Annotated in this window: 11 protein-coding genes; 3 read left to right on the top strand and 8 right to left on the bottom strand. The window is 65.0% G+C overall.

The features are described 5' to 3' along the window. Nucleotides 1-2: 2 nt before the first annotated feature. On the top strand, nt 3-1,667 hold the full coding sequence (gene ctaD / locus DKB74_RS10675) for a cytochrome c oxidase subunit I (RefSeq protein ID WP_109808111.1): 1,665 nt from the start codon (nt 3-5) through the stop codon (nt 1,665-1,667). 313 nt (nt 1,668-1,980) lie between these two features. Here ctaD and DKB74_RS18570 read toward each other — a convergent pair whose 3' ends face one another. The 6 genes from DKB74_RS18570 to hutI all read right to left on the bottom strand — a co-directional run bounded on the left by DKB74_RS18570 (nt 1,981) and on the right by hutI (nt 8,588). Further along, nucleotides 1,981-2,229 carry a hypothetical protein gene (locus DKB74_RS18570; RefSeq protein WP_145960950.1) on the bottom strand — a complete coding sequence of 83 codons (249 nt, stop codon included), beginning with the start codon at nt 2,227-2,229 and terminating at the stop codon, nt 1,981-1,983. Nucleotides 2,230-2,629: 400 nt separating this feature from the next. Continuing rightward, the gene (locus DKB74_RS10670; RefSeq protein WP_109808110.1) at nt 2,630-3,070 is read right to left on the bottom strand and encodes an acyl-CoA thioesterase; all 441 of its coding nucleotides are present in this window, start codon (nt 3,068-3,070) and stop codon (nt 2,630-2,632) included. Nucleotides 3,071-3,374: 304 nt separating this feature from the next. Continuing rightward, nucleotides 3,375-5,042 (bottom strand): urocanate hydratase, encoded by a 1,668-nt coding sequence (gene hutU, locus DKB74_RS10665; protein ID WP_109808109.1) that lies wholly within the window; start codon nt 5,040-5,042, stop codon nt 3,375-3,377. Nucleotides 5,043-5,059: 17 nt separating this feature from the next. Beyond that, entirely contained in the window at nt 5,060-5,863 is an 804-nt protein-coding gene (hutG, locus tag DKB74_RS10660) for an N-formylglutamate deformylase (protein ID WP_109808108.1), read from the bottom strand. Next, nucleotides 5,860-7,386: a histidine ammonia-lyase gene (gene hutH, locus DKB74_RS10655; protein WP_109808107.1), complete on the bottom strand. Its 1,527-nt coding sequence runs from the start codon at nt 7,384-7,386 to the stop codon at nt 5,860-5,862. Before hutH ends, hutG begins: the two co-directional genes overlap by 4 nt. Next, nucleotides 7,383-8,588, bottom strand: a complete 1,206-nt coding sequence (gene hutI, locus DKB74_RS10650) for an imidazolonepropionase (protein ID WP_164497946.1) — start codon at nt 8,586-8,588, stop codon at nt 7,383-7,385. Before hutI ends, hutH begins: the two co-directional genes overlap by 4 nt. Before the next feature lie 92 nt (nt 8,589-8,680). Here hutI and DKB74_RS10645 point away from each other — a divergent pair, with 92 nt between their 5' ends. Next, nucleotides 8,681-10,036 (top strand): formimidoylglutamate deiminase, encoded by a 1,356-nt coding sequence (locus tag DKB74_RS10645; RefSeq protein WP_109808105.1) that lies wholly within the window; start codon nt 8,681-8,683, stop codon nt 10,034-10,036. After that, nucleotides 10,033-10,752 carry a histidine utilization repressor gene (hutC, locus tag DKB74_RS10640; RefSeq protein ID WP_193504420.1) on the top strand — a complete coding sequence of 240 codons (720 nt, stop codon included), beginning with the start codon at nt 10,033-10,035 and terminating at the stop codon, nt 10,750-10,752. Before DKB74_RS10645 ends, hutC begins: the two co-directional genes overlap by 4 nt. A gap of 32 nt (nt 10,753-10,784) precedes the next feature. Here hutC and DKB74_RS10635 read toward each other — a convergent pair whose 3' ends face one another. Then, on the bottom strand, nt 10,785-11,747 hold the full coding sequence (locus DKB74_RS10635) for a PEP-CTERM sorting domain-containing protein (RefSeq protein WP_109808103.1): 963 nt from the start codon (nt 11,745-11,747) through the stop codon (nt 10,785-10,787). Nucleotides 11,748-11,749: 2 nt separating this feature from the next. After that, a complete protein-coding gene (locus DKB74_RS10630; protein WP_109808102.1) occupies nt 11,750-14,827 on the bottom strand; it encodes a TonB-dependent receptor domain-containing protein in 3,078 nt (1,025 codons plus the stop codon). Nucleotides 14,828-14,890 lie beyond the last annotated feature (63 nt).

Genomic DNA, 14,890 nt, shown 5'->3' with positions numbered 1-14,890 from the left:
CAATGACCGATACCGCACTCTCACCCGCCGCGCATGATCATGCGCATGACGATCATCACACGCCGGGATTTTTCGCGCGTTGGTTCATGTCGACCAACCACAAGGATATCGGCACGCTCTATCTGATCTTCGCGATCATCGCCGGCATTGTCGGCGGCGTGATTTCGGGCGTGATGCGCCTCGAACTCGCCCAGCCGGGCATCCAGTATCTCCAGGGCATTGCCGGCTTCGTCCATGGCGGCGAGCAGAGCTTTGACGAATCGCTTCACTTCTGGAACGTGCTGATCACCGCGCACGGTCTGATCATGGTGTTCTTCATGGTCATGCCCGCCATGATCGGCGGTTTCGGCAACTGGTTCGTTCCGATCATGATCGGCGCGCCGGACATGGCGTTCCCGCGCATGAACAATATCAGCTTCTGGCTGACCGTGGCGGGCTTCGTGTCGCTGATGCTTTCGCCGTTCGTCGGCATCGGCGCGGGTACCGGCTGGACGGTCTATGCGCCGCTTTCAACCTATGGCGAGCCGGGGCCGTCGGTCGATTTCGCGATCTTCTCGCTCCACCTTGCCGGTGCGGCGTCGATTCTGGGTGCGATCAACTTCATCACCACCATTTTCAACATGCGCGCGCCGGGCATGACCCTGCACAAGATGCCGCTGTTCGTGTGGTCGGTGCTGATCACGGCCTTCCTGCTGTTGCTCGCGCTGCCGGTTCTGGCCGCCGCGATCACCATGCTGATCACCGATCGCAACTTCGGCACGGCCTTCTACGATCCGGCCTATGGCGGTGATCCGATCCTGTACCAGCATCTGTTCTGGTTCTTCGGACACCCCGAAGTGTACATCATGATCCTGCCGGGCTTCGGCATCGTCAGCCAGATCATCGCTACCTTCAGCCGCAAGCCGGTGTTCGGCTATCTCGGCATGGCCTACGCCATGGTCGCGATCGGCCTGGTCGGCTTCATCGTCTGGGCGCACCACATGTTCACCACCGGCCTGCCGGTGAATGTGAAGATGTACTTCACCGCCGCGACGATGGTGATCGCCGTGCCTACCGGCGTGAAGATCTTCTCGTGGATCGCGACGATGTGGGGCGGCTCGATCAGCTTCAAGACCCCGATGGTCTGGGCAATCGGCTTCATCTTCATGTTCACCGTCGGTGGCGTGACCGGTGTGGCGCTCGCCAATGGCGGCTTCGACGATGTCGTCCACGACACCTATTACGTCGTCGCCCACTTCCACTATGTGCTGTCGCTGGGCGCGGTGTTCGCGCTGTTCGCGGGCTTCTATTACTGGTTCCCGAAAATGTCCGGGAAGATGTATAACGAGTTCCTCGGCCAGCTGCACTTCTGGGTGTTCTTCATCGGCGTGAACATGCTGTTCTTCCCGATGCACTTCCTGGGCCTGGACGGCATGCCGCGGCGTATCCCGGACTATCCGGACGCCTATGCCTTCTGGAACTATATCGCGAGCTGGGGCTATGCGGTGATGGGGGTCGGCGTGCTGATCTTCTTCCTCAACATCATCCTCTCGCTGCTGGCGGGCCGCAAGGCGGAAGCCAATCCGTGGGGCGAAGGTGCCACGACGCTGGAATGGACGCTGTCCAGCCCGCCGCCGTTCCACCAGTTCGAAACGCTGCCGGTGATCGAGGAACAGGCGCATCACTGATCGCGGTTCCTGACCGAGACGAAAACGCCCCGGAGGAGACTCCGGGGCGTTTTTCGTTTGGGGTGGACATATCGCCTCTCGCCGCGATCGGGTGACAGATGAAGTACAGCATGCGCTTGCGTGCATTTGCCCCGACTCGCGGAGCATGGTTCACACCCCTGAAAAACGCGTCTGGGCGCAGGAAATGAGGAATAACGGTTTCTAAAATCCGGTGCCGTGCCGAATATTATTGGCGGACCATGGCCGATCGCTCAAAGTTGGGCGGCCAGATATGCCTTGCAAATACGCGGCATAACAGCCATATAGAGCTCCGCTACAGTCGCAAATCGACGGTTTCTGGAGCTTTGCGGCCCCCTTTTCCTTCTATCTGCACAACGGCGCCGGGGTGATCTTCCGGTGGTCGGCTCATTTCAGGAAAAGGAATCTCCCCAAGCACCTCTGGCACTGCCAGCTTCCGCAATGTCGGAAGCGCGATGACGGCGTCGCTTTCGACATTCGAAGCGGCGATGCCCCGGTTTCCATCGATGTACATCGGTGCATCCGAACGAACCGGCAGGAACATGCCAGGCACGCGCCCGCGGACGTCCCGCTGGCACCAACCCGATACCCAGGGCGAAACGCCGGCGGCGCATCTGTCGCCACAGGCGGAACGCCGCATCCCCGCGGCGTTGCGCGCCGGGTGTCGATCACAATCCCGGCCATTTGCATGCCGCATCCAGCGAGACCGCAGCGCGCAACGGCCGAACCCAGTTACAGGATATTACATGATTTCACGTTCCAACCAGCGGCACGCACGCCGCCAGCATAATGCTTTCCGCCCCGCCCCGTGCGGCCAGAATGGTGCAAAGCCCCTGAACCTCCCGAACTTCTGCCCGGTCGCCCGCGAAGCGGCGATCGCGATTCTCGGCTGACAGGTTCGACCGCGCGCACGCCATTTCCGGCGTGCGGCCGCGACGGGCGCTTCAGTTCCGGCCTTGACCGGGCGCGCCCGCCGCGCATGCTAGCGGAAACCCCGCGATAACCGTTTCGGGCAACCGTGCCGGACGCTTGGTATCGGCTTCGATACAGCACCATCGCGATCGCACCTCGGCCACGCATTCGTCACCGCGACGGATCACGGTTTCATAATAGGCGCTTTCGCGCCGCACCCGTTCCAGCAGCACCGATGCCACAAGCCCGTCGTCCAGAAACGCCGGCTTGCGATAGGTGATTTCATGCCGGACCGCGACCCATCGGAACGCCGCGATCGCATCGGCATCGGCAAATGCGTGCCAATGGCTGAGCACGGCATTCTGTACCCATTCCAGATAGATGGCATTGTTGACATGGCCCAGCGCGTCGATGTCGGTCGGGCGGATGGCGATGGGATATTCGTGCATCGCATAGCGCGGCGCATCGGTCATTTGCGCCGCCGCGCCCAGAATGCCGGCACCCGTTGATGCGGATATCGCAGCAGATATCGTTCCCGCCGCCTGCGCAGCTTCAGAACCGCAACGGTGGCACAAAGCGCAAAGGCCATGAGCGCGATCAGCGCATAGGCAATCACCAGACGTGTTTCGATGACGAGGCTCCCGAACGGTAAGCGGGAGCGCAATGTCTCTCAGCCGTCCGCGCTTACATGTGAACCTGCCGACGATAGGGCCAGCCTAGCACAGATCGCTGCCGCACCACCCATGTAGAATGCGCGCCGCCGCGTAGCGCGCGCCCTCAGTCGAGAATAGCGGGCAGATCGAGCCCCTTTTCGCGCGCGCAGGCGATGGCTTCGGGATAGCCGGCATCGGCATGCCGCATCACGCCGGTGGCCGGGTCGTTCCACAATACGCGTTCGATCCGCTTCGCGGCCTGCGCGCTGCCATCGGCGACGATCACCATCCCGGCATGCTGGGAATAGCCCATGCCGACGCCGCCGCCATGGTGCAGCGAGACCCAGGTCGCGCCGCTCGCGGTGTTGAGCAGCGCGTTGAGCAACGGCCAGTCGCTCACGGCGTCGCTGCCATCGGCCATCGCCTCGGTCTCGCGATTGGGCGACGCGACCGATCCCGAATCGAGATGATCGCGTCCGATCACGACCGGCGCCTTCAATTCGCCCTTCGCCACCATGTCGTTGAACGCCAGCCCCAGCCGGTGGCGATCGCCCAGCCCGACCCAGCAGATGCGCGCGGGCAGCCCCTGAAAGCGTATCCGCTCACGCGCCATGTCGAGCCAGTTGTGAAGATGCGCATCGTCGGGCAGCAGCTCCTTCACTTTCGCATCGGTGCGATAGATATCCTCCGGATCGCCCGACAGCGCCGCCCAGCGGAACGGCCCGACGCCGCGACAGAAGAGCGGGCGGATATAGGCCGGTACGAAACCGGGAAAATCGAATGCGTTTTCGACGCCTTCGTCCTTCGCCATCTGGCGGATGTTGTTGCCATAATCGGTGGTCGGCACGCCGGCCGCCTGAAAATCGAGCATCGCGCGGACATGGACAGCCATCGATTGCCGCGCGGCCTTCGCCACCGCTTCGGGCTCGCGTTCGCGCCGCTCGATCCATTCGGCAACGCTCCAGCCGATCGGCAGATAGCCGTTGACCGGATCATGCGCGCTCGTCTGATCGGTGAGCAGATCGGGGCGGATGCCGCGCCGGAACATTTCGGGCAGGATTTCGGCGGCATTGCCAAGCAAGCCGACCGACACCGGCTTGCCGTCCTGGCGTGCCCGTTCGAGGATCGCCATCGCTTCGTCGATGCTGTTCGCCGACGTGTCGAGATAGCCGGTGCGCAGCCGCATCTCGATCCGGCTCGGCTGGCATTCGACCGCAAGGCAGCTCGCCCCCGCCATCACCGCCGCCAGCGGCTGTGCGCCGCCCATGCCGCCCAGCCCCGCCGTCAGCAGCCAGCGGCCCGAAAGATCGCCGCCATAATGCTGGCGCCCCATTTCGGCGAAGGTTTCGTACGTGCCCTGAACGATGCCCTGCGTGCCGATATAGATCCACGAACCCGCAGTCATCTGGCCGTACATTGCCAGCCCCTTGCGATCGAGTTCGTTGAAATGCTCCCAGCTCGCCCAATGCGGCACGAGGTTGGAATTGGCGATCAGCACGCGCGGCGCATCGGGATGCGTGCGGAACACGCCGACCGGCTTGCCCGACTGAATCAGCAGCGTTTCGTCATCCCCCAGCCGCTTCAGCGTCGCGACGATCCGGTCATAACTGTCCCAATCGCGCGCGGCGCGACCGATGCCGCCATAGACGACCAGTTCCTCGGGCCGTTCGGCGACATCGGGATGGAGATTGTTCATCAGCATCCGCAGCGGCGCTTCGGTCAGCCAGCTCCGCGCGCTCAGCGCCGTTCCGGTCGCAGGCTTGATGACGCGGCTATTGTCGTGACGATTCACGCGGTTTCTCCCAGCGATCAGGATCGGGCAAAGGCAAGGCAGGCGGCGATCACGTCGCGCAGCACGGCAGTGAGCGGCGCGGCCCGCTCTGCATCGAATTCGGGCGGCCAGTCGGGCGCGCGCGGCGTTTCCGGCTCATCGAGATAGCCGCGCATCGCCAGTTCCATCTGGATCGCGTGCACGCCCGTTTCGGGGCGGCCATAATGGCGCGTCGTCCATCCGCCGCGAAACCGCCCGTCGACGACATGGCCCAGTCCGCTCGCGGCGCAGATATCGGCCACGGCCGATGTCAGTTCGCTCGCGCAGGTGCTGCCGCCATCGGTGCCGATATTGAATTGCGGCAATATGCCGGCGAACAGCCGGGGAATATGGCTGCGGATCGAATGCGCATCATACAGGACGACGCGCGGATGGCTGGCGCGCAACCGGGCAATCTCGGCCGAAAGCGCGGCGTGATAGGGCTCGAACCACAACGCGCGGCGGCGCGCGATCTCGTCCGAATCGGGCTCTGCATCGGCATAGAGCGGCTCGCCGTCGAAGGTTTCGACCGGGCACAGCCCCGTCGTAACCTGCCCCGGATAGAGCGAAGCGCCACTCGGATCGCGATTGACGTCGATCACGCTGCGCGACACGCCGGTGCACACCAACGTGGCGCCCATTTCGGCGGCGACGGCATAGAGCCGGTCGACCCACCAGTCCGCATCGCGCCGCGCCAGCCAGTGCGAGCGGAATCGCTCCGCCACATCGCCAAGCCCCGTTCCGGTATGCGGCAAACCGATCACCAGCGGCGCATCGCCGCGCGTGACTTTGAGCCAGCTCATGCCACCATCCCGGGCAGCGGGAGGGCCACGGCATCGACGATCGCGCCCGAACGGATCAGCGCCGCCGCCGCCTCCATATCGGGATGCATATGCCGATCATCGGCCAGTGTCGGAACCTGGGCACGCAGGCGCGCGCGCACAGCCTCCAGCGGATCGGAGGAACAAAGCGGCGCATGGAAATCGCACCCCTGCGCCGCAGCCAGCAGCTCGATCCCCAGAACCATCGTCACATTCGCCGCCATGTCGCGCAACCGCCGTGCCCCATGCGCAGCCATCGAGACATGGTCTTCCTGATTGGCCGATGTTGGGATCGAATCGACGCTGGCGGGAAAGGCGCGCTGCTTGTTTTCCGATACCAGCGCGGCGGCGGTTACCTGAGGAATCATGAAGCCCGAATTGAGCCCCGGACGCGGCGTCAGGAACGCAGGCAATCCCGAGAGCGAAGCATCGAGCAGCATCGCGACGCGGCGTTCGGCGATCGACCCGATTTCGCAAAGCGCCATCGCAATCATGTCGGCGGCGAAGGCAACCGGCTCTGCATGGAAATTGCCCCCCGACAACACTTCGTCGGTATCGGCGAAGATCAGCGGATTGTCCGATACGCCATTGGCTTCGGTGGCGAGCATCGCGCCGGCCGAACGCAGCACATCGAGCGCGGCGCCCATCACCTGGGGCTGGCAGCGCAGGCAATAGGGGTCCTGAACGCGCGGATCATCGTCGCGATGCGAAGCGCGGATCGCCGATCCGGCCATCAGCTCGCGCAGTGCGTCCCCCACGGCAATCTGCCCGGCATGGCGACGCAGCCTGTGGATGCGTGCATCGAACGGCGCGTCGGTGCCCTTGGCCGCTTCGGTCGACAGCGCGCCGGTGACGAGCGCGCTGCGAAACGCGGTTTCGGCATCGAACAGCCCCGCGAGCGCATAGGCAGTCGAAAATTGCGTGCCGTTGAGTAGCGCCAGCCCTTCCTTCGGCCCCAGATCGAGCGGCGCAAGCCCAGCGCCCGCCAGCGCCTCCCCCGCCGGAAGCCGTGCCGCGCCGGTGTCGATTTCCCCGACGCCGAGCATCGCGGCCGCCATATGCGCGAGCGGCGCAAGATCGCCCGACGCGCCCACCGATCCCTGCGCCGGAACGACCGGCGTCAGCCCGCGCGCCAGCATCGCTTCGATCAGCGCGACCGTTTCGGGGCGCACGCCCGATGCGCCCTGACCCAGGCTCGCCAGCTTGAGCGCCATCATCAGCCGCACCACCGGCACCGGCGCCGGATCGCCCGTACCTGCGGCGTGGCTCAGCACCAGATTGCGTTGCAGCGTGGCGAGATCGTCATCGCCGATCCGCACCGTCGCCAGCCGTCCGAAACCGGTGTTGATGCCATAGGCAGGCGCCCCGCGCGCGACGATCCGCGCAACCGAAGCGGCGCTTTCGGCGATGCGCGGCGCGCTGGCCGCGTCGAGCCGCGCGGGCGCACCTTCGTACACCGCACGCCATTGCGCCAGCGCGACGTCCCCCGCCACCAGCTCGATCATGCCGCCTGCCCTTTCCAGATGCGCGCATGGAGCGGATTGAGCCCCATGCGATAGACCAGCTCCGCCGGCCGTTCGATGTCCCAGATCGCCAGGTCGCAGGATTTGCCTGGCGCGATCGTGCCGGTTTCCGCAGCCAGCCCCAGTGCGGCGGCGGCGTTTCGCGTCACGCCGGCCAGACATTCGTCGATGGTCAGCCGGAACAGCGTCGCGGCCATGTTCATGGCCAGCAACAGCGACGAAAGCGGCGACGTGCCCGGATTGCAATCGGTCGCCACCGCCATCGGCACACCAGCGTCACGCAGCGCGTCGATCGGCGGCAGATGCGTGTCGCGCAGGAAGTAAAAGGCGCCGGGGAGCAAGGTCGCGACCGTTCCCGCCCGCGCCATGGCAGCCGCGCCATCGGCATCGAGAAATTCGAGATGATCGGCGGACAGCGCGCGATATTGCGCGGCCAGCGCCGCGCCATGTTGATTCGAAAGCTGTTCGGCATGGAGCTTGACCGGCAGGTCGTGGCGCGCGGCGGCGGCGAACACGCGCTCGGTCTGGTCGCGCGAAAAGCCGATATTCTCGCAAAAGGCATCGACCGCATCGGCTAGCCCCAACTCGGCGACGCGCGGTATCATCGTGTCGCAGACATGGTCGACATAGCCGTCGGCATTCCCGGCATATTCGGGCGGCAACGCATGCGCGCCGAGAAACGTCGTGGCGATCTGTATGGGCCGCGCGGCGCCCAGCGCCCGCGCCGCGCGCAGCATCCTGAGCTCGCTGTCGAGATCGAGGCCATAGCCCGATTTAACCTCGACCGTCGTCGCGCCCTCGGCGATCAGCGCGTCGAGCCGGGGCAGCGCGCCGGTGACGAGCTCGGCTTCGCTTGCCGCGCGCGTCGCACGCATCGTCGACACGATGCCGCCCCCAGCGCGGGCGATCTCCTCATAAGAGGCGCCCGCCAGCCGCATTTCAAATTCCTGCGCGCGATCGCCGCCATGGATCAGATGGGTGTGGCAATCGATCAGGCCCGGCGTGATCCAGCGCCCTTCGCAATCGATGCTGCGCGCGGCGGGCGGCGCCTCCGCAGCAGGCCCGACCCAGGTGATGCGGCCATCGGTCGCGGCAATCGCGCCCGCTTCGATCACGCCCAGACCGTCGCGATCGGCAGCAAGCGTCGCCAGTCGCGCATTGGTCCATAAACTGTCGCAGCGCATCGCCATATCCGCTTCCCATTGGCGCTCGATTCGATAATGTATATACTTAAATTCGACATGTAGCACCTGTCCAGTTGCAGGGAAGGAAGGCGATGGCGCTCTGGTTCGAACGGGCCCTGCTGGAGGATGGATGGCGCGATTCGGTGCGCGTCACGCTGGCGGGCGACACCATCGCCGACGTTGCGCCCGGGGCGGCGCCACAGCCCGGCGACCAATGCTTCGGCCCGGCGCTTCCCGGCATTCCCAATGTCCACAGCCATGGCTTTCAGCGCGGGATGGCCGGCCTTGCCGAACGTGCCGGCGACGATGCGGACAGTTTCTGGACCTGGCGCGAGGCGATGTACCGGTTTGTCGACCGGCTCGATCCCGAAGGGTTCGCCGCCATCGCCGCGCTTGCCTATGCCGAAATGCTCGAAAGCGGCTTCACCGCAGTCGGCGAATTTCACTATCTCCACCACGCGCCCGACGGCCGTGCCTATGCCGCGCCGGCACGAATGGCGCAGGCCGTGGTCGAAGCCGCAAGCGAGACTGGAATAGGGCTCAGTCTGCTCCCGGTATTCTATGCCCATTCGGGCTTTGGCGGTGCGCCTCCCAGCCCGTCACAACGCCGCTTCGTGCATGATTGCGACAGCTTTGCGCGGCTGATCGACGGGTGCCGGACGGCAGTGTCCGGGCTCGACGGCGCGGTGCTCGGGGTGGCGCCGCACAGCCTGCGCGCCGTGACGCCTGACGAGCTTGCCGACCTCGCCGCGCTGGTGCCCGACGGGCCGATCCATATCCATGTCGCCGAGCAACAGGCCGAAGTCGATGCGTGCCTGGCGTGGAGCGGGCGCCGCCCTGTCGCATTCCTGCTCGACACCATAGCGATCGATCCGCGCTGGTGTCTGGTTCATGCGACGCATGTCGATGACGCCGAACTGACCGGCATTGCCCGGTCGGGCGCAGTCGTCGGCCTCTGCCCGATTACCGAAGCCAATCTGGGCGACGGCCTGTTCCCCGCGCGCGCGTTTCTGGAACAGGGGGGGCGTATCGGCATAGGGTCGGATTCGAATGTCGAGATCGACGCGGCGGGCGAATTGCGCCTGCTCGAATATGGGCAGCGGCTTGCGCATGGCGGGCGCAACCTGCTCGCCGCCGGGCCGGGCCGGTCGACGGGACGCAACCTGTACGACGCGGCGCGGACCGGCGGCGCACAGGCGCTGGGCCGCATCCGACCCGCAATCGCACCGGGCGCCGTTGCCGATATCGTCGCGCTCCGCGCCGATGCCCCTGCGCTGGTCGCACGACCGGGCGACGCTCTGATCGACAGCTGGGTGTTTGCGGGCGGGCGCGGGGTGGTGGAAAGCGTCTGGTCGCGCGGGCGCCGCTGCGTTAGCGGCGGGCGCCATGTCGCGCGCGACGCCATTGCCGCACGCTATCGCCAGACGCTTGGGAAATTGCTCGATTGACTGCCGGTCCGGTTCCGCCTCTCGCCATCCACACGCGTATCCGTCAGGAAATCGAACGCCGCATTCGGTCGGGCGAATGGGCGCCGGGGCACCGCATTCCCTATGAACATGAGTGGATGGCCAGCTATGGCTGTTCGCGAATGACAGTGAACCGCGCGCTGCGCGGGCTGATCGACGCCGGGCTGCTCGAAAGCCGGCGGCGGGCGGGCACGTTCGTCGCAGCCCCGCGCTTCGATCGCGCGGCGCTGGAAATCCCCGACATCCGTGAGGAAGTCGCGCGACGGGGTCTCGCCTATCGGCTGGAGCTGTTGCGCACCGAACGTCGGACCGCGACCGATGCCGACCAGCGGCTGTTGCGGCTCGATGTTCCGGGCGATGTGCTCGCGATCGATTGCCTGCATTTCGCGGGCGACGACCCTTATGCGCTGGAATTCCGCCTCATCAATCTTGCCGCCGTGCCCGAAGCGGCGGAGCGGGATTTCTCCGACGAACCGCCGGGCTCCTGGCTGCTCGCCCATGTTCCCTGGACCGAGGCCGAGCATCGCATCACGGCAGTCGCCGCCGACGCCGCGATCGCCCGGCAATTAGCGATCGCTCCCGCCAGCCCCTGTCTCGCACTCGAACGCTGGACGTGGCGCGGGAGCGAGCGGATCACCTATGCGCGCCAGACCTGCCCCGGCACCCGCCACGCGCTGGTCGCGCATTTCCGGCCCTGAGTGGCTCGGGCAATCACGTCGCTATTCGCATTTCACTGCGCGGGCACAGCGGTACAGACGCGGCTTGCGCCAGTGGTTTGCTGCGCGACGCGCTGGAGCGCGACGGCGGCCAGCGGCGAAATGCCCAGTTCCGATGCTGCGATCTCATCCCTGCCGAAACCGGTCGGATCACACCCGGTCACATCGGCAAAGATGACCAGCGCCTCGAGATAATAGCCCGCGCTGCTCGCATGATACTGGTCATAGGTCCACAGGTCGATCTGGCCGAACGCAATCCCGTCATAGGGATCGGGATCGGCCACGCCGTCCGCGATCGCGCGCGAAAACGCCTGCCCCACCGGATGGATCGTACCAATGGCGGGTATTTCCGCCTTGGCCTTGTCATATCCGGCGCGAATATCCTCGGCCATCCGCGTGATCGGCTGACCCGACCAGCGTTTGCCCGCGATATAGGTGAGGTCTGGCCGCGACCAGGTCGCGATCATGCTGATATCGACATCGGGATTGGCGCGTTTGAACAGGTTCGCGAATTTGCGGGCATATGCGATCAGCGTCGCGGGATCGCCCGGATTGTCGCGCGTGAAGGTGCTCAGATCCTGCAAGACCACATGGTCCCATGACCGGTCGACCACATCGCGCCGGTGGTCCCAGTGCCAGCCCAGCGTCTTGCCCCCGCTTGTTTCCAGGCTGACGGCGTAATCGAGCCCCGCCTCAACGGTAAACAGCTTGAACAGTGCAGGCACCCCGCCGACGCCGTCGCCGTTCAGATCGGTGACGCTGTCGGCGCGATAGCGCCATGCCGCGCTATGCCCGCCATAGGTGAAGCTGTTGCCGATGAAGAGGATCGTTTCCGGCTGCTCGGCGGTCGCCGCCGCCGCCGTTGTTTCCGACGGCGGCGGGGATGCCGGATGGTCCTGTGCCGATGCTGCAGGCGCCATCACGACACCCGCAAGCGCAAGCACGACCCCGGCGACCCTGTCCTTCCTCAACCGCATCCTCACAGATCGAAACCCACCGAGGTGTAGATGTAGCGGCCATAGGGCTGATAGAGCTCGCCGAAATAGCCGTCTGCGGTCAGCGGCGGCTGCGTATCGAACACATTGCGTGCGCCGATCCGGAACCGCAGCCCCTCGAGCGGCCCCAGCTCGCGAATGCGATACTGGACATAGAGATTGACCATCGTCGTCGCCGGCACCACCCATTCCTGGCCCGTGTCCGACAGGAAGCTCGTGTCGTGCACCGACCCGGTATATTGCGCGGAGGCGCCGATCCGGAAGCCGTTGAGCGACCAGGTGAGCGAGGCCGTTCCCTTCCATTTCGGACGGCCGTTATTGGCAAGCAGATTGCCCCCGCCCGACAGCGGCGTCCCCGCATCGATCGTCCCGGCGTCGCGGGCATCGAACAGGATATCGACCAGATCGCCGCGGTCGCGCTTGAATTTGAGGAGCTGCGCGACGTTCAGGTTGAATTCGAACCGGCCCAGGCCGTGATCGCGCAGCGTATAGCGGACGCCATAGTCGATGCCGCGCGCGGTTTGCGGCAGGAGATTGACGAAGGAATCGTTCACTCCGATGACTTCGCCGACCGGATCGATACCGGTGCCGGCAAAGAATGCGACGTCATCGGCCGTCGGCGCGGCGCGCACGACATTGGGATTGCTCGCGCCCTGAATCTGCTGAAGGTAGTCGAGCGCCAGCGAGTTGCTGCCGCCGAACTGGCCGACAATGCCGTTCTGCTTGATCTGCCACCAATCGACCGTGAAGGTCAGGTCGGGAATGAAACCCGGCTGAAGCACCAGTCCGAACGTGACATTCTGGCTGCGCTCGGGCTGTAGATCGGGATTGCCGGCGACGCGGATCGAATAGCTTGCCGGTTCGGAGCATTGGTTGAAGTTGCTGATCCGTCCGGCCCGCAAATCCGCTTCGCAGCGGATATAGTCGTTGTTCGTACCCAGCCGGCCATATTCGCCGGCATGAAGCTGTTCGAGGTTCGGCGCACGGAAGCCGAGCGCGAAGGATCCGCGCAGGCGGACGCCCTTGAACACGTCCCATGCCGCCGCGGCCTTGGGCCGGAAGATCGAACCGAAATCGCTGTAATTCTCATACCGGCCCGCCAGCTGCAGCTCGAGCTTGCGGATCAGCGGGACGCCCATGGCCGGCGAAATGACCGGCACGGCAAGCTCTCCATAGGCCGAAAAGACCCGCCGGGAACCATAGCTGTCGGGCGTGGGGCTGACCGCCACGACATTGCTTTCATTGGTCTCGCCGGTGACCATGTCAGTGAAGGTGTTCGTGCCGTCCAGATTGGGATCGCGGTCGTCGCGCTGGGTTTCGCGGCGCAGCTCCATCCCGATCGAAAGCCCCAGATCGCCGGCGGGAAGCTGGATCAGCTGGCCGGTGCTGATCCGCGCGTCGAACATCGCCAGCGTCGTCCTGTCGAACCGGCGCATCCTGAAAAGGAACGGTTGATAGGATGCGGCCGAACTCGGCGTGCAATCGCCGACGCTGTAGTTGCCGTCACAGCCGCCACCGTTGAACGGGTTATAGGCGTCGGGCGTCGCCAGAGCGAGCTGCTGTTGCAACAAGGTGGTGTTGATATTGTCGGAAAGGTCCTCCGACGTTGCTTCGGAATAGGTCCCTGCGACTTCCCAGTCCCATTTGTCGAACGATCCGCGCGCGCCGCCCAACAGGCGCCATTGATCGTTGGTGACATCGACATTCTGCAAGCCGGTATCGACAAAGCGATAGCGCGTGAGAGTCACCGGAATGCCTTCGTCCGGAATGTCCAGCCCGGGCAGGCGATTGGGATTGGGCGATCCGTCGGGCAGCGTCGTCGCGCCGAACGGGTTCCAGTAATTCGATGCCGGAACGGTAACGTCGTTCAACCGGATGACGGCCGGTTGCAGCCGGTGCGACGTCGCATGATAATAGCCAGCCTCGCCGAAGAGCGTGAGGGTGTCGCTGACGTCGTAATGCGTTGTGGCGAACAGATTGATCCGCTCGAGCTGAGACCGGACGGTCGTCCCGACCGCATCGTCGAACCGCAGATCGCGGAACGTGTTATAGCTGATGTTGCCGCGCCCGATGCACATGCCGTCGGACAAATTGGTGCGGCAGCCGTCATGATCCTGCGGCTGGATGTGGAACGACCCCGCACCGGACGTCAGCGTCCTCGATCCCTGACGCACCACCACGCCGTTGGTCGAAAAATTGGCGAAGGGCGTATAGCTCGACCGGTTGTCCGGATCGGTCGAATCGGCATAGCCGGGATATCCGGCGAAATAGCCGCGAAGATCGCCGGTAGCGGTATAGCTTTCGTCGCTCGCCAGCATCGCCGTACGATGGGTATATTCGCCCATGACGGTGATATTGCCCCGGCCATTGCCGAAATTGGTGCCGCCGGCCAGATTGGCGTTGAATTCCCGCATATGCGTGCCTTCCGCACCGCCATAGCGCAGGCTGCCGCGCAATCCCTGATAGTTTTCGGTCGTCACGACGTTGACGACACCCGCCACCGCGTCCGAGCCATAGATTGCGGCAGCACCGTCGCGCAGCACCTCGACTCGCTCGATCGCGCCGACCGGCAGGGAATTGGCGTTGAACGTCTGCTCCGGCACATTGGCGATGCCGGCCTGGGTAACCGGGTGCTGGACCAGGCGGCGGCCGTTGATCAGGACCAGCGTGTTGCCGGGGCCCAGATCGCGGATGTCGATCGAACTGACGTCGCCGCGCGCGGCATTGCTCGTTTGCGGGCTGTTGTTCGGATTGAAGCTGACATCGCCCATTTGCGGGATCGATCGGAGCAGCTCATCGCCGGACACGGCGCCGGTGGCGGCGATCTGGTTCGAATCGACGACCGTGACAGGCAATGCTTCGGTGATGCTGGTCCCGGTGATGCGCGAACCGACGACGACGATTTCGGTCGGCGCCGCGTCATCCTGTTCGGCCGCCTGAGTGGCGTCCTGGCCCTGTGGCGCAGTGGCCTGCTGTCCCGCAGGCGCGGTCTGGGCGGCGGCGACCGCCGGCCATCCTGCCAGTGCCGTGGTCAGCAGCGCGCATGTCCTGAATGTCTTCATTTCCTGTCTCCTCTCACGGCGACACGTCTCTTTCGGACGTTGCCGCTCCCCTGTGCGATGTGA

Source organism: Stakelama portus (genome assembly GCF_003171655.1).
Lineage (GTDB): Bacteria > Pseudomonadota > Alphaproteobacteria > Sphingomonadales > Sphingomonadaceae > Sphingomonas > Sphingomonas portus.
This window is presented reverse-complemented; position numbering and strand designations above follow the sequence as displayed.